The following is a 23,158-nucleotide window of genomic DNA, read 5'->3' as shown; positions in this document are numbered from 1 at the left end:
TCGTGCGGTCCGGTGCCCGTTCCGATCTCCCCCGCGATTCCGAGGAGCACGAAGAGTCCAGCAAGACTCCCCGAACCCCACAGAAAGGAGCGAATCGGGCATGGTTCCCGCGGTGTTACGACAGTCGAGCGGGGCTTCTTTGTACCACCCGCAACACCCGGCCCACCGGGTCGGTCCGCCCCCTGTTCCCAAGGGAGAACCGCCCCGTGATGCCCTCGTTACGCCCCCGGCCGCGGCCCCGGCAGGTGCCTGGTCGTCAACTCCCGAAAGCCACTATGGACTTCATCGACATCTCGGCCTCGTCGTCGATGCCGCTGATCCTCGCGTGCACGAGAAAGCTGCGCCCGTTCAGAAAGGCGACCCTGGAATCGAAGAAGTCCCGCTCCACGGCGGACGCCGCCGCCGGGTGCCGCAGTTCCATCCGTGGCGTTCCGCCGGTGGGCGGCAGGGACGCGATGCCGCCACCCTTGTTCTTCGCCGCGCTCAGGTACATCAGCAGCCTGCCGCCCTCCACCTTCATCGGCATCAGGGTCTGACCGGCCGGCGCGGCAGTCTCCCACTTGGCCTTGCCGGTGTTCAGGTCGAAGGCGACGACCTTGTTGGTCTGGTCGCTCCCGGTCGGTTTCGTCGCCAGGTAGACCGCCTGGCCGTCGGCCGCGACACCGAGGCAGTTGTCGAGGTTCTTGCCCAGGACGACGAAATCGTCGTCACACTTGGTCACGTAGTCGTCGCTGCCGCCGATCAGCTGAGAACGGTACGTCCCGTTCTCGTTCAGCACGAGGATGGCCCATTTGTCCTCCTGCTTCAGCGAGACGACGAGCGGGCTGACCGAGTAGAACTGTCCGACCTGCCAGCCTTTCTTGACCTTGTACGTCCACTGGACCTTGCCGGTGACCGGGTCGATGCGCTGGACCTGCTGTTCCTTGTGGTCGTCGGCGGCGGTCTGACAACTTGTCGCGGCGATCGCCACGGGACCGCTCGCGAAGCCGAACGGCTGGCAGTTGCCCGGCAGTTCCCCGAAGAGCGTGGCGCCGTCGCTGACCCGGAAGGCGTCCGTCCTGCTGGTCCGACCCACCGTCACGGCGTCCCCGTTGATGGACATCGCGATGTCGGAGAGCGCGTCCCAGGTGCCCTGCCGCTTGTACTTCTTGTGCCAGCCGGCCTTGCCGGTCGTGAGGTCGACCATCTGGAGCGAGTCGCAGAACGCCTTGTCCCCGTTGCCGGACTCGACCCCGAGGACGATCTTGCCGTCGGCGGTGGCCTGGGAGGGCGCCGCGCACAGCCTGGACGGCAGATCAAGGCTCCACTTCCGGCTGCCGTCGGAGACGGAATAGCCGGAAACTGTGCGGTACATGGCCTTGACGACGGTGTCGCCGACGATCCAGGGGCCCTGCACGTCATAGCCGTTGCGCGGCAGGTCGACCCCGCCCTCCTGGAGCCACAGCACCTTGGCCTCGCCGGGCTTGCGCTGGGCGTTGAGCGCCGCGGCCTCCGCGCGCAGGTCGCGGCCGCCGTCCTTCGTGTCCCCGTTCTTGCCGCCGCTGCCGCTGGGCGGGGAGGCGGTCCCGGGGCCGTCGGTCGGCTTCGCCACGGGTCCCGCGCCACCGCCGTCGCCGCTCGTGGCGAGCCAGACGCCGGCCCCGGCCAGCAACGCCACCGCGAGCACGCCTCCGACGACCGCCCCGCGCCTGCCACGGAAGGGCCCGCCACCGCCCGGCTTCGGCTGTGGCTGCGGTTGGGTCCGGGGTTGCTGTGGTGCCGGATGGCCGTAGCCGGGCTGCGACGGGTACGCGTACGGCCCCGGGGTGTACGGGCCGGGCTGCGCGGGCGGCGCCCCGTACGGGCCAGCCCCGTACGGACCCACGGCCTGGTCCGGCGACGGTACGGAGCCGGGGCCGGCAGATGGCGGCGGGGGCTGCGGGTGCGGCGCCGGAGGCGGGTCGTACGGAGCCCCGAAGCCTCCCTGCGGCGGTTGCTGGCCGGGCGGCTGGGTCATCAGCACGTCCCCCTTCGTGCGGATCGGGCCGGTGACTGGAGCCGTACCGGACAAGGCTTCTTTCTACCACCCGCCCCACCAGCCCCAATGACCCACCAGCGCCAGCGGTCGCACCAGCCGCGCCGAACCCACCAGCGCTGCCGGTCGCGTCAGTCGCGGCGCACAGGTCACGCACGTCGTACACATGACGGCGTGCCTGCGACGTACGTGACGCGCGCCGTACACGTCGCGTACACGACGGCCGGGGCAAAGGGAGGCCGAAGGCTCAGGCTTCCTCGGCCAGTTCCAGCCAGCGCATCTCCAACTCGTCGCGCTCCGTGACCAGTTCCCGCAGCTCGGCGTCCAGCTTCGCCACCTTCTCGAAGTCCGTGGCGTGCTCCGCGATCTGCGCGTGCAGAGCGGTCTCGCGCGTCGACACCTTGTCGAGCTGCCGCTCCACCTTCTGCAGCTCCTTCTTCGCCGCACGGGCGGCCTGCGGGGAGAGCGTCGTGGTCGGCGCGGCCTGCTGCTTGGCCTGTTCGGGCGCGGCGGAGGGGGTCGCGGCCTCCTCCATGCGCCGCCGGCGTTCCAGGTACTCGTCGATCCCGCGCGGCAGCATCCGCATCGTGCGGTCGCCGAGGAGGGCCATCACCCGGTCCGTGGTCCGCTCGATGAAGAACCGGTCGTGCGAGATGACGATCATCGATCCGGGCCAGCCGTCGAGGAGGTCCTCCAACTGGGTCAGGGTCTCGATGTCGAGGTCGTTGGTGGGCTCGTCGAGGAAGAGGACGTTCGGCTCGTCCATCAGCAGGCGCAGGATCTGGAGCCGTCGCCGCTCACCGCCCGAGAGGTCGCCGACCGGGGTCCACTGCTTCTCCTTCGAGAAGCCGAACTTCTCGCAGAGCTGGCCGGCGGTCATCTCCCGGCCCTTGCCCAGGTCGACCCGGTCGCGTACCTGCTGGACGGCTTCCAGCACCCGCAGGTTCGGGTCGAGCTCGTGGACCTCCTGGGAGAGGTAGGCCAGCCTGACGGTCTTGCCGACGACGATCCGCCCGGCGGCGGGCTGGTTTTCGCCCTCGGTGCGGGCCGCCTCGGCGAGCGCCCGCAGCAGCGAGGTCTTGCCCGCGCCGTTGACGCCGACCAGGCCGATCCGGTCGCCGGGGCCGAGCTGCCAGGTGAGGTGTTCGAGCAGGGTCTTGGTGCCCGCCCGTACAGTCACGTCCTCCGTGTCGAAGACGGTCTTGCCGAGCCGGGCGCTCGCGAACCTCGTCAGTTCGCTGGTGTCTCGCGGCGGCGGGACGTCGGCGATGAGTTCGTTGGCCGCCTCGATGCGGTAGCGCGGCTTGGACGTGCGGGCGGGGGCGCCTCGGCGCAGCCAGGCCAGCTCCTTGCGCATGAGGTTCTGGCGCTTGGTCTCCTCGGTCGCGGCGATCCGTTCCCGTTCGGCGCGTGCGAAGACGTAGTCGCTGTAGCCGCCCTCGTACTCGTGGACCGTGCCGCGCTGGACGTCCCACATGCGGGTGCAGACCTGGTCGAGGAACCACCGGTCGTGGGTGACGCAGACGAGCGCCGAGCGGCGTGCCTGGAGGTGGGCGGCCAGCCACGAGATGCCTTCGACGTCGAGGTGGTTGGTCGGCTCGTCGAGGACGATCAGGTCCTGTTCGGCGATGAGCAGCTTGGCCAGCGCGATGCGTCGCCGCTCGCCGCCGGAGAGGGGGGCGATGACGGTGTCCAGGCCGTGCTCGAAGCCCGGCAGGGCGAGTCCGCCGAAGAGGCCGGTGAGCACGTCGCGGATTTTGGCGCTGCCCGCCCACTCGTGGTCGGCGAGATCGCCGATCACCTCGTGGCGGATGGTCGCCTGCGGGTCGAGCGAGTCGTGCTGGGTGAGCACGCCCATGCGCAGCCCGCCGCTGTGGGTGACGCGCCCGCTGTCCGCCTCCTCCAGCTTGGCGAGCATCCGGATGAGGGTCGTCTTGCCGTCGCCGTTGCGGCCCACGACACCGATCCGGTCCCCCTCGGACACGCCGAGGGACACGTTGTCGAGCAGGGCACGGGTGCCGTACACCTTGCCGACCTGCTCGACGTTGATCAGATTGACGGCCATTTCGCTCCTGCCCCGGGGTTCGATCGACATCCCAGGGTAGTCCGCCCGCGCTGAGGCAGCGTGCGGCGGCCGGTCGGGGGACGATCACGAGCGCGCGGGGACGGTCACGAGCGGCGAAGGGATCCGAACGGGTTCAGAGAGTCGCCTTCTCCGCCCCGGACGGGCCGGTCGTGATCCATCCGGGCGGGCTGGACGCGAAGGCGTACGGGGCGATACTCCCGGCCTCCGAGCCGTCGGTGATGAAGAGTTGGCGGCTCGTCCGACCGGCCGCGCGCAGCGTCTTGCGGCGCTGCGCGAAGGCCGCGTCGACGAAGAGGTCCGCGTCGCCGCCCGTCGCTGACCACTACGGCCGGTAGGTCGCCCGCCGTCTTCGCCGACATGGCCGCCGGTGATACGGCGTGGCAGCGGGTCACGGGGACGGCAGGTGTACGCCCGGGCAACGCGGGCCCGAGCGCACGGGTCGTCTGCCCGCCGCTGTGGTCGGCGGGCCGTGTCCGGCCCGCCCGCCGTCAGACGACCCTCGCGCCCGGCGCCGGGGACACCGCGATGCGGGCGTCGCGGCAGGTCCCCGAGGTGAGCAGCGCCTCGGCCACCTTCCGCGCCGTCTCCTCGTCCGCCGTCAGGAACGCGGTGGTCGGCCCGGAGCCCGAGACCAGGGCGGCCAGGGCGCCGGCCGCGGTGCCGGCGGCGAGGGTGTCGGCCAGGGCGGGGCGCAGCGAGAGCGCGGCGGGCTGGAGGTCGTTGCCCAGGGCGCCCGCGAGGGCGGTGGCGTCCCCGGTCCGCAGCGCGTCCAGGAGCGCGGGGCACGCGGTGGGGGTCGGGACGTCCGTGCCGGCGGTGAGGCGGTCGAACTCGCCGTAGACGGCCGGGGTGGACAGCCCGCCGTCGGCGACCGCGAAGACCCAGTGGAACGTGCCGCCGACCTCGATCGGAGTCAGCCGCTCACCGCGTCCCACACCGAGCGCCGCGCCGCCGACCAGGCTGAACGGAACGTCGCTGCCCAGTTCGGCGCAGATGGCGAGGAGTTCGTCCCGGTCGGCGCCGGTGTTCCAGAGGGTGTCGCAGGCCAGCAGGGCGGCGGCGCCGTCGGCGCTGCCGCCCGCCATGCCGCCCGCGACGGGAATGTCCTTGGCGATGTGGATGTGCACGTCGGGCTTGATGCCGTGGCGCTCGGCCAGGGCGATCGCGGCGCGGGCGGCGAGGTTCGTCGTGTCCAGCGGGACCTTCGCGGCGTCCGGGCCCGAGCAGGTGATCCGCAGCTCGTCGGCGGGGGTGACGGTGACCTCGTCGTACAGGCCGACAGCGAGGAAGACGTTGGCCAGGTCGTGGAAGCCGTCGGGACGCGCGGCACCCACCGCGAGCTGGACGTTGACCTTGGCGGGTACGCGGACGGTGACGCTCACTCGCCACTCCCTGAAGCCGTGTTCGTGTTCGTGTTGATGCCCGTGTTCACGCCCGGGTCCGAGTCGTTCGTGTCCGAGTCGTTCGTGTCCGAGTCGTTCGTGTCCGAGCCCTCGCCCGGCCTGTTGCCGCCCGGCTTGTTCTCGGCGATGGCGGCGAACTCCTCGACCGTCAGCGCCTCGCCCCGGGCCTGCGGCGAGATCCCGGCCGCGACCAGGGCCGCCTCGGCGGCGGACGTGGATCCCGCCCAGCCGGCCAGGGCCGCGCGCAGCGTCTTGCGGCGCTGCGCGAAGGCCGCGTCGACGACCGCGAAGACCTCGGCCCGGCTCGCCCGCGTCGTGACGGGTTCGGAGCGGCGGACCAAGGACACCAGGCCGGAGTCGACGTTCGGAGCGGGCCAGAAGACGTTGCGGCCGATGGCCCCGGCCCGCTTGACGTCCGCGTACCAGTTGGCCTTGACCGACGGCACGCCGTAGACCTTGTTGCCAGGCCCGGCGGCCAGCCGGTCGGCGACCTCGGCCTGGACCATGACGAGGGTCCGCTCGATGGACGGGAACCGCTCCAGCATGGTCAGCAGCACCGGCACGGCGACGTTGTACGGAAGGTTCGCGACCAGCGCGGTGGGTGCCGGGCCCGGCAGCTCCCGGACCAGCATCGCGTCGGAGTGCACCAGGGCGAACCGGTCGGCGCGCTCCGGCATCCGGGCGGCGACCGTGGCCGGCAGGGCCGCCGCCAGCACATCGTCGATCTCGACGGCGACGACCCGGTCCGCCGCCTCCAGCAGCGCCAGGGTCAGCGAACCGAGCCCCGGGCCGACCTCGACGACGACGTCGTCCGGGCGGACCTCCGCCGTGCGCACGATCCGGCGGACCGTGTTGGCGTCGATGACGAAGTTCTGGCCGCGCTGCTTCGTCGGGCGCACGCCCAGCGCGGCGGCCAGCTCGCGGATGTCTGCGGGGCCCAGGAGGGCATCGGGCTCTGTGGTGCTCACCCGGTAAGCGTACGGCCGTGCGGGACGGGACTCGTCCCACGCGTGCCCGGCGCCCGGGAACAGGACTCGTTCCACCTCGTGCCCGGCGCCCGGGACCGGACTGTCCCCGAGCGTGCCTGGCGCCCGCGCACACGGACACCGCCGGTGTCGGCCGACGGCCCTCAGTAGTCGAAGGCGCGCGCGGTGTTGTCGGCGACGGCCTCGGCCAGGGTGTCCTCGTCCAGGCCCTTCACCTCCGCCATGGCCCGCAGCGTGACCGGGATGAGGTAGGGGGCGTTGGGCCGCCCCCGGTAGGGCGCGGGCGTCAGGAACGGCGCGTCCGTCTCGACCAGGATCAGCTCCCTCGGGGCGACCACCAGCGCGTCGCGCAGCGACTGGGCGTTCTTGAAGGTGACGTTGCCGGCGAACGACATGAAGTACCCGGCGTCCGCGCAGATCCGGGCCATGTCGGCGTCACCGGAGTAGCAGTGGAACACGGTCCGTTCGGGCGCGCCCGCGTCGGCGAGGATGCGCAGCACGTCGGCGTGCGCCTCGCGGTCGTGGATGATGAGCGCCTTGCCGTGCCGTTTGGCGATCTCGATGTGGGCCCGGAACGACTCCTCCTGCGCCGCCATGCCCTCGGGGCCGGTACGGAAGTAGTCGAGGCCGGTCTCGCCGACACCGCGTACGTGGTCGAGCGCGGCCAGTGCGTCGATCTCGGCGAGCGCCTCGTGCAGCGCGGCCGTCCCGCCCGCCTCGCGCGCCCCCTGGCGCGACCATCCGTCGGGGTCACCATGCACGATGCGCGGCGCCTCGTTGGGGTGGAGGGCGACCGCCGCGTGCACGCTCGGGTGCGCGGCGGCGGTCTCCGCGGCCCACCGTGAGCCGGCGATGTCGCAGCCCACCTGGACCACGGTGGTCACGTTGACCGCGGCGGCCCTGGCCAGGCCCTCCTCGACGGTCGCGTCCTGCATGTCCAGGTGGGTGTGCGAATCGGCGACCGGCACCCGGAGGGGTTCGGGCAACGGCGGGGCTTTAGAGCGGCTCATGCCGACGATCGTACGAGGGCGCCCCGACGCGTCCCCGCACCAGTACCCAGTACCGGGGCCGCAGTACCAGGGCGGCCCGTGCCCGACACCCGCCACACTCCCCTGCGGTCCCGCTGCCCGGCGCGGCGCCACCGCACCCGAGGGCCGTTCGGCGGCGGCACCGTGCGACGGCCGCCCGGGACGGGACAGCCGTCAGTTCCGTTGACGCCCGACCCATTCCCATAAGGTCCGGTTACGCAGCTTTACGACCGGTCACTTCCGGTGGAACGAATGCAGCAGGTTGGACAGCTGCCAGTGGCGCCGCTCGCCCGGGGGCGCTCCGATGGCGCCCCCGGCGCCGATGGGGCCCGCCGGGGCAACGAGGTTCTCCGGACCGCCGGGGCCCTCCACCGCGGGCCCGTCCTCCGGCCGGGAGTGGTGCAGCCACTGCTGGACGCTCGACACCCGCCCGGCCCGCATGATCCGGACGACGTGACTGCCACAGTTCGCGCAGGTGGGCCTGGAAAGCGGTGAGGGCACCCGCTCTCCGTCCGCCTTGTAGATGATGAAGGGTTTACCGGAACCGTCGATGTGGTGCTCTATTTCGTAGGACTGTTCCCAGCCGTACCCGCATCTCATGCAGGCGAAGGCGTACGCCTCGTGCACGGTGGTTGCTGCGATCTCACTCATGCCTGCTCCTTTGTCCGCCGGACCGGCACTCCGGGGAGTGGGTCCCTGGTCCAGTGGACGCCCGTACCGGCGGGAGCGCATCAGGCCCTGTCGAGTGTTGGAGCGGTTTTGGCCTTCTCGTGGCAGAAAGGCCCGCTACGCGGCTCGCGCTTTGCTTTTCACGATAGTCCTTTGCCCTCCACGTGGCCGGTTCGCGCCGCGTTCTTTGCCGCGACGACGGCGTCGAAGACCTCGCGCTTGGGCAGACCCGCCTCCGCGGCCACGGCGGCGATGGCCTCCTTGCGCCTCTCCCCCGCCTCCTCGCGCACCCGCACCCTGCGTACCAGTTCCTCGGCGTCCAGTTCCTCGGGTCCGGTGTCGGCCGCGCCCTCGACGACGACGGTGATCTCGCCGCGTACCCCGTCCGCCGCCCAGACCGCCAGCTCGCCCAGCGGGCCGCGCTTCACTTCCTCGTACGTCTTGGTCAGCTCCCGGCACACGGCGGCCCGGCGGTCGGCACCGAAGACCTCGGCCATCGCCGCAAGGGTGTCGTCGAGCCGGTGCGGGGCCTCGAAGAAGACCATGGTGCGGCGCTCGGCGGCGACCTCGCGGAGCCTGCCGAGCCGTTCGCCCGCCTTGCGCGGCAGGAAGCCCTCGAAGCAGAAGCGGTCGACGGGCAGGGCGGACAGTGCGAGCGCGGTGAGCACCGCGGACGGACCGGGCACGGCGGTGACCCTGATGCCGTGCTCGACGGCCGCGGCCACGAGCCGGTAGCCGGGGTCGGAGACGGACGGCATTCCGGCGTCGGTGACCAGCAGGACGCGGGCGCCGCCGGTCAGGGCCTCGACGAGTTCCGGGGTACGGGCCGACTCGTTGCCTTCGAAGTACGAGACGACCCGGCCCGTGGTGTGGACGCCGAGCGCCTGGGTGAGGCGGCGCAGCCGACGGGTGTCCTCGGCGGCGACGAGATCGGCCGACTCCAGTTCCGCGGCGAGGCGCGGCGGGGCGTCCGCCACGTCGCCGATGGGGGTTCCCGCGAGCACCAGCGTTCCGGTCGTGCCCGGCATGGCAGTCGTTCCATTCGTTCCGGTCGTTCCAGTCACATGGGTCATCCTCCCAGGACTCCCCGGACTCCCCGGACTCCCGGGCTCCCCTGCCCCAGGACTCCCCGGACTCCCGGGCTCCCCTTGCCCCCGGGGACTCCGCGCAACTCCCTGGACTCCCGGGCTCCCCTGCCCCCAGGACTCCTGGACTCCCGGACGCCTCTGCCCCAGGATTCCTGGCCTCCCGGGACGGATGACGACGCCCGGACGGACGCGTCCCCTGCGTCGGCGCGGCGGTTACCTACGATGGCGCGGTGATGAGTACTGCGCCCGAGGCCCGGCTGGGCCAAGACGCCGGACATCCGCACGGCGAGGAACCACCCTCCTGGCAGCGACGGCTGCGCCGCTTCGGCCATGTGCCCCGGCCGGGGATCGGGCTGCGCGAGCGGCTGGTCCCCCCGTACACGCGGCCCGGCGCCCAGCTGTGGGCGGTGCTCGGGATCTCCCCGACCATGGCCGAGCGCCTGGTCCGGTGGTCCGCGTGGGGCGGTCCGCTGCTGGTGGCGCTGGTCGCCGGGTTGATGCGGTTCTGGAACCTGGGCAGCCCGCACGCGCTCATATTCGACGAGACGTATTACGCCAAGGACTCCTGGGCGCTGATCAACCAGGGGTACGAGGGCGACTGGCCCAAGAACATCGACAAGCTGATCCTGGACGACCCGTCCAAGGTGACCGTTCCGGTGGATCCGGGCTATGTGGTGCATCCACCGGTCGGCAAGTGGATCATCGGGTTGGGCGAGCAGCTCTTCGGCTTCACGCCGTTCGGCTGGCGGTTCATGGTGGCGGTGCTCGGCACGCTGTCGGTGCTGATGCTGTGCCGGATCGGGCGTCGGCTGTTCCGTTCGACGTTCCTGGGGTGCCTGGCCGGGACGCTGCTCGCGTTCGACGGACTGCACTTCGTGATGAGCCGCACCGCGCTGCTCGACCTGGTGCTGATGTTCTTCGTGGTGGCCGCTTTCGGGGCGCTGCTGATCGACCGCGACCGGGCGCGGCGCAGACTCGCCGACGCGCTGCCGGTGGACGAAGAGGGCGTGCTGCGCCCGGACGTGCATGTGGCGGAGCATCTGCGGCTCGGGTGGCGTCCCTGGCGGATCGCCGCCGGTGTGCTGCTGGGGCTGGCCTTCGCCACCAAGTGGAACGGTCTCTACATCCTGGCCGCGTTCGGTCTGATGACGGTGCTGTGGGACGTGGGCGCGCGGCGCACGGCAGGCGCGATCCACCCGTACGCGGCGGTGCTGAAGCGGGACCTGCTTCCGGCGTTCGTCTCGACGGTCCCGGTCGCGGTCCTCACGTACATCGCCTCCTGGACGGGGTGGATCGTCACCGACAAGGGCTACTACCGCGACTGGGCGCAGACCGACGGCAAGGGCGGCGCCTGGACCTGGCTGCCGGACTGGCTGCGCAGCCTGTGGCACTACGAGTACCAGGTCTACGAGTTCCACGTGAACCTGACCTCCGGCCACACCTACGAGTCCAACCCGTGGAGCTGGATCGTGCTCGGCCGGCCCGTGTCGTACTTCTGGGCGGAGCAGCCGGGCTGCGCCCAGGCAGCGACGGCGACCGCCAAGTGCTCCCGCGAGGTGCTGGCCATCGGGACGCCGCTGCTGTGGTGGGCGGCGTGCTTCGCCCTGGTGTACGTGCTGTGGCGGTGGATCTTCCGGCGCGACTGGCGGGCGGGCGCGATCGCCTGCGGTGTGGCGGCGGGCTGGCTGCCCTGGTTCCTGTACCAGGAGCGGACGATCTTCCTCTTCTACGCGGTCGTGTTCGTGCCGTTCCTGTGTCTGGCGGTGACGATGATGATCGGCGCGTTGCTGGGCCCGGGGACGGGTGCGGGCCGAGGAGCTGGTGCGGGCGCTGTACCGGGGCAGGCATGGGAGACCCGCCTGCCGAGCGGTGACGTGTCGGGCGAGCGGCGCCGGGCGGTGGGGGCGGTCGCTGCGGGCGTGCTGGTGCTGCTGATCATCTGGAACTTCATCTACTTCTGGCCGATCTACACGGGCACCCCGATCCCGGACGACGCCTGGCGCGACCGGATGTGGCTGGACACGTGGATCTGACGGACGCGCGGCCCCGGTCCCAGGGCCCGCCCCCCGGATCCGGCCGTCGCATCCACGGCCCGGCCGTCGCATCCACGACCCGACCGCCACGTCCCCGGATTCGGCCGCCCCATCCACGGCCCGGCCGGCACGTCCCGAGGCGTTCGGGCCGCACATATCCCGTTCCGGTAACGGCGGTCCCGGTTGTCGGTGGTGTCCCGTAGGGTGCCCAGCGGCATCCGCTTGAACACGTTCACTTGAACGCGTTCAAGGGGGAACTCCTGGGGAGGGGACTGCAGGGATGCGCAGTGGAGCGAAGGTGGCGATCGTCGGCGGTGTGTTCGCGGTCGTGGCCGGCGGGGTGGGCTACGGGGCGTACAACGTCCTGAGCACGCTGAACGACGCCGACGGCGGATCGGGCGCGGGGACCACCTCCGCCGAAGTGCGGACGGGGCCGGTCACCAAGGCGGAGATCGACGAGGTGTCGAAGAAGTTCCTCGACGCCTGGGCGAGCGGTGACGCGGCCGCCGCGTCGCAGCTCACCAACAACGCGACCGAGGCCGAACCGCTCCTCGCCGGCTACCGGGACGAGGCCCATGTCACCCGGGCGGTGCTCACTCCCGGCACGGCGGTCGGCACGAAGGTGCCGTACACGGTGAAGGCGACCGTGTCGTTCGGCGGGAAGTCCAAGCCCTGGTCGTACGCGTCCGAGCTGACCGTGGTGCGCGGCCAGACCACCGGGAGGCCACTGGTCGACTGGAACCCAGCCGTGATCCACCCGGAGCTGACGGCGGGTGCGTCGTTGCGCACGGGTGAGGCGTCGGCGCCGTCGATCGAGGCGGTGGATCACAACGGCAAGGCGCTCACCAAGGAGAAGTACCCCTCATTGGGCCCGATCCTGGAGGCGTTGCGCGAGAAGTACGGGGAGAAGGCGGGCGGCACCGCGGGCATCGAGACGGTGATCGAGAGTGCGGACGCGGGCGGCCCGGACAAGTCCCTGCTCACCCTCAGCCAGGGCAGACCGGGCAGGCTGCGGACCACGCTGGACGCACATGCCCAGGCGGCGGCCGAGACCGCGGTGAAGAAGTACAGCCAGGCGTCGGTGGTCGCGATCAGGCCGTCCACGGGTGCGATACGGGCGGTCGCCAACAACCCGCCCACCGGGTTCAACGCGGCCTTCCAGGGCAAGCAGGCGCCCGGTTCGACGCTGAAGATCGTGACCGCGGCGATGCTGATCGAGAAGGGCCTCACCTCGGCGAACCAGAAGATCGAGTGCCCGCCCACCGCGATGTACATGGGCCGCACCTTCAAGAACCTGGACGACTTCTCCATCCCGGACGGCACCCTGACGACCACCTTCGCCCGGTCCTGCAACACCGCCTTCATCAAGCTGATCGACGACACGAAGGACGACGCGGCGCTCGCCAAGGAGGCCCGTGACGTCTTCGGTATCGGTCTGAACTGGCAGACCGGTGTGGTGACCTTCGACGGCAGCGTGCCGGAGGCCACCGGGGGCGAGGCGGCCGCCCAGTACATCGGTCAGGGCACGGTCCAGATGAACGCGCTGAACGTGGCATCCATCACCGCCACCGCGAAGAACGGCACCTTCCGTCAGCCGATCATCGTCGACCCGGACCTCGACGGCCGCCCCATCGCCAGGGCCGCCCGTTCGCTGTCCCCGTCCGTGTCCCAGCAGCTCACCAACATGATGCGCCAGACCGCGAGCTGGGGCACGGGCAAGGAAGCGATGGCCTCGGTCGGCGGCGACAAGGGCGCGAAGACGGGCTCGGCGGAGGTGGACGGCCAGGCCACGTCCAACAGTTGGTTCACCGGTTTCAGCAACGACCTGGCCGCCGCCGCGGTCGTCCAGTCCGGTGGCCACGGCGGCGACGCGGCGGGCCCGGTGGTCGCGGCGGTCCTCCGCGCGGGCCCGTGAGGCCGCGGGCGGGGCGGTGGCCGGGCGGGCGGCCTGTCGCTGCCATGGTGGTCAGCCGCAGAACGACGACCGTACGGCGGTCACGAGGGCGGCGGCCTGGTCGTCCGTGAGGCTTGGCACGGTCCCGCCCGCGAAAGGCGGCTCTGCCTCTCACATGCTGTTCATGCCGGGCATCGTGCCGCGCACCGTCACTTCTGCGAAATTGCCTTCTGGAAGCCGTAGTTGGAGGCCGTCAGCCCGCCGTCCACCCGGAGCGTCGTCCCCGTGATCCAAGCCGCGTCGCGGGAGGCCAGGAACGCGACGGCGGACGCGATGTCCTCCGGCTCGCCGACCCTGCCGAGTGGGTAGAGGGCGCCCACCCGGGCCAGTTCGGCGTCCTGGCCCGCCCAGGCGTCGGTACGGACCGTGCCGGGGGCGACCAGGTTGACGCGCACCCCGCGCGGTCCCGCGTGGCCCGCGAGGGTACGGGTCAGGCTGGCCAGACCCGCCTTGGCGGCGCTGTAGCCGTGGCCGCCGAAGTCCTGTTCGCCGTTGACCGAGCCGATGTTGACGATCGCGCCCCGCCCGGAGGCCACCAGGTGCGGGAGGGCGGCGCGGGCACAGCGATAGGGGCCGGTGAGTGTGACGTCGAGGTCGCGCTGCCAGGACTCGTCGAGTTCGTCCTCGAAGAGCGGGGCGTCCTCGCCGCACACGTACGCGTTGTTCACCAGCACGTCGAGGGAGCTGAACGCGGCGACCGCGTGCGCGACCGCGGCCTCGACCGCCGCCCGGTCGGCCACGTCGCAGGGCAGCGCCTCGGCCGTCGCGCCCGACGCGCGTACGACGGCGGCGGTGCGTTCGGCGCGGTCGCCGTCCAGGTCGGTGACCAGGACCCGGGCGCCCTCGGAGGCCAGGCGACGGGCCGTGGCCGCACCGATGCCCTGGCCCGCTCCGGTGATGAGCACGCCGTACCCCTCGAACCGCGAACCGGCGGAAGGAGAAGGAGAAGTGAGGGAGGCGGGGGAGGCGGGGGAGGCGGGGGAGGCGGGGGAGGCGGCAGGAATCATAGCGCCGACCGTACTGCCCTGATCAGCGCCTGGGCACGGGGATCGGCGGTGACTCCCTTCTGCAGACCGTTCGTCACATAGCCCAGTGCGACGCCGGATTCGGGGTCGGCGAAGCCCAGCGAGCCGCCCCGGCCGGGGTGCCCGAAGGAGCCGGGGCCGAGCAGCGGGGACGCCGGTCCGTGCAGCATGTAGCCGAGTCCGAAACGGGTGTTGACGACGAGGACCCGGTCCGGTCCGGCCGACTCCTCGGTACGGGCGAGGGTGAGCGTGGCGGGGGCGAACAGCCTGTGCCGGTCGACCGGGCCGATCATCGCGGCGTAGCAGCGGGCCAGGGCGCGGGCGGTGGCGATGCCGTTGGAGGCGGGGAGCTCGGCCGCCCGGTAGCCGGGGTCGTTCTCGTCGGGCAGCGGGTCGATGGCCCCGAAGGCGCGGCGGGTGAGGGACAGCGGGTCGCGGTACGCCTCGGCGACGGACCGCTTGGGGCGCAGCCGCAGGGCGCCGCCGTCCGGTCCGGCCGGGGTTTCGGCGGGGCCGATCCGGCCCACCCGGTGCGCCTCGTCGGCCGGGAGGCCGAACCAGAAGTCCAGGCCGAGCGGGCGGGCGATCTCCTCGGCGATCCAGCGGCCGACCGTGCGCCCGGTGACCCGGCGCACGAGTTCGCCGACGAGGAAGCTGTAGGTCTGGGCGTGGTAGCCGTGGTCGGTGCCGGGTTCCCACTGCGGGCACTGAGCGGCGACGGCCTGCGGCCCGGAGATCCCGTCGGTGGCCTCGGAGGGGGTCAGCGCGCAGTCGAGGGCGGGGATGCCGGCCCGGTGGTTGAGGAGATGGCGGACCAGGACGCGTTCCTTGCCGCCCGCCTTGAACTCGGGCCAGTACGTGCCGACGGGGGCGTCGAGGTCGAGCTGGCCGCGCTGGTGCAGCAGCAGCGGTACGGCGGAGGCGATGCCCTTGCCCGCTGAGCGGACGATCTGGACGGTGTCCACGGCCCACGGTTCGGTGCCGTCGACATCTCTCGTACCGGCCCACAGGTCGACGACCTTGCGGCCGTCCCGGTAGACCGCGACGGCCGCGCCGCGTTCGCCGCGGTGCTCGAAGTTACGGACGAAGGCGTCCCGGACCGGTTCGAATCCGCCCGCCACCGTGCCGCGTACGTCCACGCCTGCTTCTGCGCTCCCGCTCATCCCACCATGGTGCATGCCGACGGGGACCGGACGGGTGGCGGGTCACCCGATCCACCGGGTCCAGGCTGATACGGGCCGGTAGGGGCGGATACCCCCGTACCGGGGACCCGTTCCACGCGCTTGTGGGATGAAATATGCGACATTTGTTGCGGGGAAGAACACACACGAGGAGTCAGCCATGCCCCCCGTGATCCATGAACAGGCCGAAGCCTGGCTCGTCAACGACACCCCCGATCTGCCGGCGGTGCCGGTCGACCTGCTGTACGACGCCGACACCGACCCCCGCAACGTCCACCTCGCCTTCCCGGGCGGCGTCGACTGGTCGTTCGACCGCGATCTGCTGGAGCGCGGGCTGAGCCGCCCCGTCGAGCGCGGCGACATCCGGGTATGGCCGTGCGGACGGACGCAGTTGGTGGTGGAGCGCCACTCGGAGGAGGGCGTGGAGGTGGTGCAGTTCGACAACGCGCCGCTGATCCGCTTCCTGCACCGTACGGAGGACGAGAACGTCGACGACGAGGGCGTCGGCATCCACACGCACGCGTGAAGCACCGGGCCTGACACGCCGGGCCTGTCACGCCGGGCCTGTCACGCCGAGCCCGCACGGACCTTGCCCGGCACGTACGAACACACGGCAGGAGCCCCCGTTCTCACCACGGGGGCTCGCCGCATCTGCGGGCGTGGGCCCGAGTGCACCGTCGTGCTGTGCGTGGGCTCCGTCGCCCTGGGCGTGGGCCCGAAGCGCGTGCCCCGGGCCCGCGTCGGCTCTCAGACCCGGGCCAGCTCGCGCCCGCCCTCCGCGTCTCCACCGTGACCGCCCCGGCCGCCGTGGTCGCCGTGGTCGGAACCGTCCTCCGAGTCGTCGCCGAGCTGCTGGCGCAGCCCCTCGCCCTCGACGTCCACGTTCGGCAGCAGCCGGTCCAGCCAGCGCGGCAGCGACCAGGCGCGGTCGCCGAGCAGGGCCAGCACCGCGGGCACGATCGCCATCCGGACCACGAAGGCGTCGAAGAAGACGGCGACGGCGAGGGAGAAGCCGATCATCTTGACCATCTGCTCACTGGATCCGATGAAGCCCGCGAAGACCGCCATCATGATCACGGCGGCGGCCGTGACGACCCGGGCGCCGTGCCGGAAGCCGGTGACGATCGCCTGGCCGGGCTTCTCTCCGTGTACGTACGCCTCACGCATCCGGGTGACGAGGAAGACCTCGTAGTCCATCGCGAGGCCGAAGACCACACCCACCATGAAGATCGGCATCATGGACATGATCGGGCCGGTCTGCTCCACGCCGAAGAGCGAGCCGAGCCAGCCCCACTGGAACACCGCGACGACCGCGCCCAGCGCAGCGACGACCGAGAGCAGGAAGCCGAGGGCCGCCTTGAGCGGCACCAGCACCGACCGGAACACCAGCATCAGCAGCACAAAGGCCAGGCCGACCACGAGCGCCAGGTACGGCAGCAGTGCGTCGTTCATCTTCTGCGAGAAGTCGATGTTCATCGCCGTCGCGCCGGTGACCAGGACCTGCGCACCGGTGTCGGCCTTGATGTCCGCACCTGCGTCACGGATCGCGTGGACCACGTCCTCCGTCGCGGTGGAGCTCGGCCGGTCCTTCGGGATGACGGTGATCATCGCCGTGTCGCCGGCCTTGTTGAACTGGGCCGGGGTGACCGCGACAACGCCCGGCATGCCGGAGATCTCGTCCGTGACCTGCTTGACCGCGGTCTTGCCGTCGGAGCTGTTCGCGGTGTCGACGACAACCATCAACGGGCCGTTGAAGCCCGGACCGAAGCCGTCGGAGAGCAGGTCGTAGGCGCGCCGCTGGGTGGTGCTGGTGGGCTGGGAGCCGTCGTCGGGCAGGCCCATCTCCAGGGACGCGGCAGGTACGGCGACGGCGCCGAGGCCGATGACCCCGGCCAGCAGCACCCACACCGGCTTGCGCAGCACGAACCGGGCCCAGCGGGTCCCCATGTTCGGCTTGTCCTCCGCCGGGTCGGATGTGGCGTCGGCCGTGCGTGCCTTGCGTCCCATGACCCGCTTGCCCGCGAAGCCCAGCACCGCCGGGACCAGGGTGAGCGCCACGAGGACCGCGATCACGACCGTGCCGGCCGCGGCGAAGCCCATCCTCGTCAGGATCGGGATGTTCACGACCGCGAGGCCGACCAGCGCGATGACCACGGTGAGACCGGCGAAGACCACCGCGGAACCGGCCGTTCCGACGGCCCGCCCGGCCGCCTCCTCGCTCTCCCGGCCCTCGGCCAGCTCGGCGCGGTAGCGGGAGACGATGAACAGCGCGTAGTCGATGCCGACCGCGAGGCCGATCATCATCGCGAGGATGGAAGTGGTGGAGTCGAGGCCGAGCGGGTTCGCCAGCGCCGTGATCGTCGCGACGCCGATGCCGACCCCGATCAGGGCGGTGAGCAGCGGCAGCCCGGCGGCGACCAGCGACCCGAAGGTGATGACCAGCACCACCGCGGCGACCGTGACACCGATGATCTCGGTGGCGCCTGTCTCCGGAATCACCAGGAGCGCGTCACCGCCGATCTCCACGGTCAGCCCGCTCTTCTGCGCCGCGTGGCCCGCGTCCTTCAGGGCGTCCCGGGTCTCGTCGGTCAGCTCCATGGCGCTGACCTTGTAGGACACCGCGACGTAGGCCGTGGAGCCGTCCTTGCTGACGGCGCCGACGGTGTACGGGTCGGCGACGGAGGCCACCTGGTCCGAGCCGGACTTCAGTTCATCGGCGACCTTGGCCACCTCGGCCTTGTTCTCCGGGTCGGTCATCTTCTGACCGTCGGGGGCCTTGAAGACGACGCGGGCGGTCGCGCCGTCGGCGCTGACCCCGGGAAAGCGCTGTTCCAGCAGGTCGAAGGCGCGCTGCGCCTCCGTTCCGGGGATGGAGAACGAACTGGAGGTGGCGGTGGACGCGGAGGCCGCGCCGAATCCGGCGAGCGCGAGCAGCGCCACCCATATCAGGGCGACATAGCGGCGGCGCCGGAAGGCGAACCGTCCGAGTTTGTAGAGGAATGTGGCCACGGGGCGTACTCCCGGTCAGGTCGTGGTGGGTGGACATGGGCGTGTGGGGGCAGCCCGACGACGAGAGCGGCGTGTCAGGTGGGGCTCGATGAGGACGGGAGGGCGTACGACTCGATGAGGGACGGGAGACCGTACGCAGAAGTACGGGCGATACGGGAAACGAGGGTGGGCGGAAGGGGGCCGAACTCCGAGAACGGGGAGGATCACGGAAACGGGGAAGGGGCTCAGACTCCGAGAGCGGGGAGGATCACGGAATCGACGTAGTCGACGAGGTACGCGTGGTCGACGGGACGCTCCTCGATCAGCCATCGGGTCATATAGGCACCGATCAGCATGTGCGACACGTACTTCAGCGCCGGATGGTCCGCCCGTACCTCGCCCCGCTCCACGGCTCTGCGCAGCATCAGGGCCAGACCGGTCATCTCCGGTTCGAGCAGCAGCTCACGCAGCGCCTGAAGCAGATCGGGGTTGCCGTGGGCCGCATGGGCCACCCCCCTCAGCAGCGCGGAGTCCTTCTCCATCTGGCAGGGATCGACGAGGTCCAGCGCGGCGTGGAAGTCGCCGCGCAGCGACCCGGTGTCGGCCGAGGCGAGGGCCACAGGCTTGTCGTGCCGCAGGGCCCTGACCACCAACTCGGCCTTGCTGCCCCACTGGCGGTAGAGGGTGGCCTTGCTGGAACGGGTACGGGCGGCGACGGCGTCCATCGTCAGGGCGTCGTAGCCGACCTCACGAAGCAGGTCGATCACGGCGGCGTACAGCTCGCCCTCACGTTCGGGCGTAAGCCGGGTGCGTGCCATGTGCGACCTCCTGCTTCCCGTCGACTGCATCCCGTCGACTGATTCCGGTCGACCGCTTCCCGTCGGCCCGTCATTCGCTCAGCAGCCGATCGAGCACTGGCCGACCGAAAAACGACCAAAAACGACCAAACCATCGACCAGATCGAACGGCATCCGCCGACCGAGTGAGCGACAGCCCATCGAACGAAACTGTTTCGTACACACCTACGCTAGCGCGCCTCCGAGCGAAACTGCGTCGTTTCGCTTGTGTTCCGCACCACAGGCGACACAGGGCGACACCACAGGCCAACACCACAGCGCGACACCACGCCAACACCAGCGCGACACCCCGGCCAACAGCACAGCCGACGCCACACCCGACCGGCCGTCCTCGGGATCACGAGTTGCCGGGCCCTTTCGGCACGGAAAGCATGGAGAGGTGAGTGACGACGTCGCGTATCTCCGTTTCCCCCACCTCCACGACGATCTGATCTGCTTCGCGGCCGAGGACGACCTCTGGGTCGCCCCCCTCGCCCCGGAGGGTCAGAGCGCCGGCCGAGCCTGGCGGCTGACCGTCGACCGCACTCGGGTCGGCCACCCGCGGTTCTCCCCCGACGGGACCCGCATCGCCTACACGACCTGGCGCAGCCTCGACCCCGAGATCCATCTCGTACCGGTCGATGGCGGTCAGGCCCGCCGGCTCACGTACTGGGGCTCGACGGACGCCCAGGTGCGCGGCTGGACCCCCGATCCGGACGACACCGCGCAGATCCTCGCCGTCTCCTCGCACAACCAGCCCCTGGCGCACCTCTCCTGGGCCTACACCCTCCCCACCGACGGCAGTCCCGGCGGCAAACTCCCGTGGGGCCCGGTCGCCGACATCGCGGTCGCCGACATCGACGGCAAGCGCCGCACCCTGCTCCTCACCGGCACTCCTCCGCACGAACCGGCCTCCTGGAAGCGGTACCGGGGTGGCGCCACGGGACGGCTCTGGCTGCACGGCAAGCGGCTGCTCCCGGACATCGGCGGCCACCTCGACTCGCCCATGATCGTCGCCGGGCGGATCGCGTTCCTCTCCGACCACGAGGGCGTCGGCAACCTGTACTCCTGCCGCCCCGACGGCAGCGACCTGCGCCGCCACACCGACCACGACGCGTTCTACGCACGGCACGCCTCCAGCGACGGACACCGGGTGGTGTACCAGTGCGCGGGCGACCTGTGGCTGGTCGACGACCTGGCGTCGCCGGACGCGGTGCCCCGCAAGCTGGAGGTACGCCTCGGCGGGCCGCGCGCCGGACGCCGTACGTACCAGGTCTCGGCGGCCAGCAACATCGACTCGCTGTCCGTGGACGAGACGGGCCGGGCCAGCGCCGTCGCCGTACGCGGCAGCCTGTACTGGCTCACCCACCGCGACGGCCCGGCCCGGACCATCGCCGACACCTCGGGCGTACGGGTCCGGCTGCCCGAGATGCTCGGCAGCGGCGGCCAGGTCGCCTATGTCACGGACGCCGACGGCGAGGACGCGATCGAGATCGCCTCTCTGCCGCGCGCCAGCGGTGACCGCCCGCCGCGTCGGCTGGCGTCCGGGCGGATCGGCCGGGTCCACGAACTCGTCGCCGACCCCGACGGCGAACGCCTGGCGATCGCGACGCATGACGGACGCCTGCTGCTGCTGGACACCGACGAGGAGACGGCCACCGGCGAACCGGACGAGCTGATCCGCTCCGTCAACGGACCGGTCCGCGACCTGGCGTTCTCCCCGGACGGTGCCTGGCTGACCTGGTCGCACCCCGGCATCGGACGTTCGCTGCGGCAGATCAAACTGGCCCGCATCCTCGGCACCGGGGCCCCGGTGATCGTCGACGTCACCAACGGCCGCTTCGAGGACGAGAACCCCGTCTTCACCGGCGACGGCCGCTACCTCGCTTTCCTCTCCTGGCGCGGCTTCGACCCGGTGTACGACGTCCACACCGGCGACCTGTCGTTCCCGCTGGGCTGCCGCCCGTACCTGGTGCCGCTCTCCTCCGCCACGCCCTCCCCCTTCGCCCTCTCCCCCGAGGGCCGCCCGGCGGCGGGCGGACTCGACCCGGTCGACGACGTCCAGGCGACCGCCCCCGCCACGGGCGAGGAGCTGTCGGGACCGTCGACGGTCAGCGTCGAGTTCGAGGGGCTGGAGAACCGGGTGACACCGTTCCCGGTGTCCGCGTCGAAGTACTCGGGCCTGCGCCCGGTGAGCGGCGGCGGGCTGGTCTGGTTGCGTTGGCCGATCTCGGGGGCGCTCGGCGAGACGTTCGTCAACCCGGCGGACGTGTCCGGCCGTCCCACGCTGGAGCACTTCAACATCTCCCGGGCCCGCAAGACCGAACTCGTCGGCCATCTCGACTGGTTCGCGGTCAGCGGCGACGCCACCCGGCTGGTCGTCATGGACGAGGGCGAGCTGCGCGCCGTGCCCGCGACCGAGATCGCCGACAGCGACACCACCGTCTACCTCGACCTGCGCCGCATCCTGCACGAGGTCGACCCGCCGGCGGAGTGGCGCCAGGCGTACGCGGAGGCCGGGCGCGTCATCCGCGCGTACTTCTGGGACCCGGACATGTCCGGCATCGACTGGGACGGTGTGCTCGACCAGTACCGCCCGCTGGTCGAACGGGTCGCCTCCCCCGACGAGTTCGCGGACCTGCTGCGGGAGGTCCTGGGCGAACTGGGCACCTCGCACGCGTACGTGACACCGGCCCGCCGCAACGAGGGCCCGCCGCACTACCAGCGGGCCATCGGCCTGCTCGGCGCCAACCTGGTGTGCCGGGACGGCGACTGGACGATCCGGCGCATCCTGCCCGGCGAGTCCTCGGACTCCAAGGCCCGTTCCCCGCTGGCCGGTACGGGCATCCGGGCGGGCGCGGTCCTGACCCATGTCGACGGCCGCCCGGTGGACCCGGTGGCGGGCCCGTACCCGCTGCTGGCGGCGGCGGGCGGGACCACCGTCGAACTCACCTTCCGCCCGCCCGTCCCGCAGCACCGCCCTTCCGACGAAAGCCCTTCGGGCTCCCCGATCCCCGAGGGCGACGGGGGCCTCCCGCGTCGTGTCGCGGTCGTCCCCCTGATCGACGAACGCCCCTTGCGCTACCAGGACTGGGTAGCCAAACGCCGTGACGTCGTAAGGGAGTTGAGCGGCGGCAAGTGCGGCTACCTGCACATCCCGGACATGGGCGGCTCCGGCTGGGCCCAGTTCAACCGGGACCTGCGCATGGAGATGTCCCGCCCGGCGCTGATCGTGGACGTACGAGGCAACGCGGGCGGCAACATCAGCGAGTTGGTGGTCGAGAAGCTCACCCGCACGATCCTCGGCTGGGACCTGACCCGCGACGCCCAGCCGGTCTCGTACGCCTCCAACGCCCCGCGCGGCCCGGTCGTGGCACTGGCCGACGAGGCGACGGCCTCCGACGGCGACATGATCACCGCCGCGTTCCGGCTGCTGAAGCTGGGCCCGGTGGTGGGCCAGCGGACGTGGGGCGGCGTGGTCGGCATGACCGGCCGCCACCGGCTGGGCGACGGCACGGTGATCACGGTGCCGATGAACGCGGCCTGGTTCGACACGTACGGCTGGTCGATCGAGAACTACGGCGTCGAACCGGACGTGGAGGCCCTGCGCACCCCCCTCGACTGGGCCGAGGGCCGGTACGCGGTGCTGGACGACGCGGTACGGGTGGCCCTGGAGCTGCTGGCCGCCCACCCGGCGGCGACCCCGCCGACGTACGACACGGTCCCGGACCGCCGCCGCCCGCCGCTGCCCCCGCGGTAGCCGACGCCGCCGACGTGCGACACGGTCCCGGACCGCCGCGACGCCGCACCGCACGCACCCGCACACCGCTCAGCCGGCGTCCAGCGCCGCGTCCGGAAAGGTTCACC

At 71.6% G+C, this 23,158-nt stretch carries 15 protein-coding genes; 4 read left to right on the top strand and 11 right to left on the bottom strand.

The genetic code is table 11. From position 1 onward, the window contains the following. Nucleotides 1-256: 256 nt before the first annotated feature. The 7 genes from ACGF2V_RS16715 to rsmI all read right to left on the bottom strand — a co-directional run bounded on the left by ACGF2V_RS16715 (nt 257) and on the right by rsmI (nt 9,214). A complete protein-coding gene (locus ACGF2V_RS16715) occupies nt 257-1,996 on the bottom strand; it encodes a PQQ-binding-like beta-propeller repeat protein (protein ID WP_362706769.1) in 1,740 nt (579 codons plus the stop codon). Nucleotides 1,997-2,261: 265 nt separating this feature from the next. Beyond that, nucleotides 2,262-4,079 carry an ABC-F family ATP-binding cassette domain-containing protein gene (locus ACGF2V_RS16710; protein WP_362706833.1) on the bottom strand — a complete coding sequence of 606 codons (1,818 nt, stop codon included), beginning with the start codon at nt 4,077-4,079 and terminating at the stop codon, nt 2,262-2,264. A 509-nt stretch (nt 4,080-4,588) separates the two neighbouring features. Beyond that, nucleotides 4,589-5,482: a 4-(cytidine 5'-diphospho)-2-C-methyl-D-erythritol kinase gene (locus ACGF2V_RS16705; RefSeq protein ID WP_362618183.1), complete on the bottom strand. Its 894-nt coding sequence runs from the start codon at nt 5,480-5,482 to the stop codon at nt 4,589-4,591. Continuing rightward, entirely contained in the window at nt 5,479-6,471 is a 993-nt protein-coding gene (gene rsmA, locus ACGF2V_RS16700; RefSeq protein ID WP_362706772.1) for a 16S rRNA (adenine(1518)-N(6)/adenine(1519)-N(6))-dimethyltransferase RsmA, read from the bottom strand. The genes ACGF2V_RS16705 and rsmA overlap by 4 nt, the downstream gene beginning before the upstream one ends. A gap of 161 nt (nt 6,472-6,632) precedes the next feature. After that, nucleotides 6,633-7,499, bottom strand: coding sequence for a TatD family hydrolase (locus ACGF2V_RS16695; protein WP_362706774.1), 867 nt, complete (start codon nt 7,497-7,499; stop codon nt 6,633-6,635). Nucleotides 7,500-7,751: 252 nt separating this feature from the next. Then, entirely contained in the window at nt 7,752-8,168 is a 417-nt protein-coding gene (locus tag ACGF2V_RS16690; protein WP_362706777.1) for a hypothetical protein, read from the bottom strand. A gap of 158 nt (nt 8,169-8,326) precedes the next feature. After that, a complete protein-coding gene (gene rsmI / locus ACGF2V_RS16685; protein WP_362706779.1) occupies nt 8,327-9,214 on the bottom strand; it encodes a 16S rRNA (cytidine(1402)-2'-O)-methyltransferase in 888 nt (295 codons plus the stop codon). Nucleotides 9,215-9,504: 290 nt separating this feature from the next. Here rsmI and ACGF2V_RS16680 point away from each other — a divergent pair, with 290 nt between their 5' ends. After that, a complete protein-coding gene (locus ACGF2V_RS16680; RefSeq protein ID WP_362706782.1) occupies nt 9,505-11,307 on the top strand; it encodes a phospholipid carrier-dependent glycosyltransferase in 1,803 nt (600 codons plus the stop codon). A 280-nt stretch (nt 11,308-11,587) separates the two neighbouring features. Beyond that, nucleotides 11,588-13,222 (top strand): penicillin-binding transpeptidase domain-containing protein, encoded by a 1,635-nt coding sequence (locus ACGF2V_RS16675; RefSeq protein WP_362706786.1) that lies wholly within the window; start codon nt 11,588-11,590, stop codon nt 13,220-13,222. Between the two features lie 188 nt (nt 13,223-13,410). On the opposite strand, the gene ACGF2V_RS16670 is transcribed toward ACGF2V_RS16675, so the two are convergent. Continuing rightward, nucleotides 13,411-14,268, bottom strand: a complete 858-nt coding sequence (locus ACGF2V_RS16670; protein ID WP_362706789.1) for an SDR family NAD(P)-dependent oxidoreductase — start codon at nt 14,266-14,268, stop codon at nt 13,411-13,413. Beyond that, the gene (locus tag ACGF2V_RS16665) at nt 14,265-15,425 is read right to left on the bottom strand and encodes a serine hydrolase domain-containing protein (RefSeq protein ID WP_362706835.1); all 1,161 of its coding nucleotides are present in this window, start codon (nt 15,423-15,425) and stop codon (nt 14,265-14,267) included. The genes ACGF2V_RS16670 and ACGF2V_RS16665 overlap by 4 nt, the downstream gene beginning before the upstream one ends. A 202-nt stretch (nt 15,426-15,627) precedes the next feature. Between ACGF2V_RS16665 and ACGF2V_RS16660 the strand changes: the two genes are divergently transcribed. After that, nucleotides 15,628-15,993, top strand: coding sequence for an SsgA family sporulation/cell division regulator (locus ACGF2V_RS16660; protein WP_362618130.1), 366 nt, complete (start codon nt 15,628-15,630; stop codon nt 15,991-15,993). Nucleotides 15,994-16,214: 221 nt separating this feature from the next. Here ACGF2V_RS16660 and ACGF2V_RS16655 read toward each other — a convergent pair whose 3' ends face one another. Beyond that, on the bottom strand, nt 16,215-18,476 hold the full coding sequence (locus ACGF2V_RS16655) for an MMPL family transporter (RefSeq protein WP_362618128.1): 2,262 nt from the start codon (nt 18,474-18,476) through the stop codon (nt 16,215-16,217). A 224-nt stretch (nt 18,477-18,700) separates the two neighbouring features. Further along, nucleotides 18,701-19,273 (bottom strand): TetR/AcrR family transcriptional regulator, encoded by a 573-nt coding sequence (locus tag ACGF2V_RS16650; RefSeq protein ID WP_362618125.1) that lies wholly within the window; start codon nt 19,271-19,273, stop codon nt 18,701-18,703. 418 nt (nt 19,274-19,691) lie between these two features. Between ACGF2V_RS16650 and ACGF2V_RS16645 the strand changes: the two genes are divergently transcribed. Then, nucleotides 19,692-23,051, top strand: coding sequence for a S41 family peptidase (locus ACGF2V_RS16645; RefSeq protein ID WP_362706792.1), 3,360 nt, complete (start codon nt 19,692-19,694; stop codon nt 23,049-23,051). The last annotated feature ends 107 nt before the right edge of the window (nt 23,052-23,158 follow it).

This window comes from Streptomyces sp. NPDC047982 (assembly GCF_043204165.1).
Taxonomy (GTDB): Bacteria; Actinomycetota; Actinomycetes; order Streptomycetales; family Streptomycetaceae; genus Streptomyces.
The sequence above is the reverse complement of the archived record's forward strand: the minus strand, read 5'-3'. Positions and strand labels throughout refer to the sequence as shown.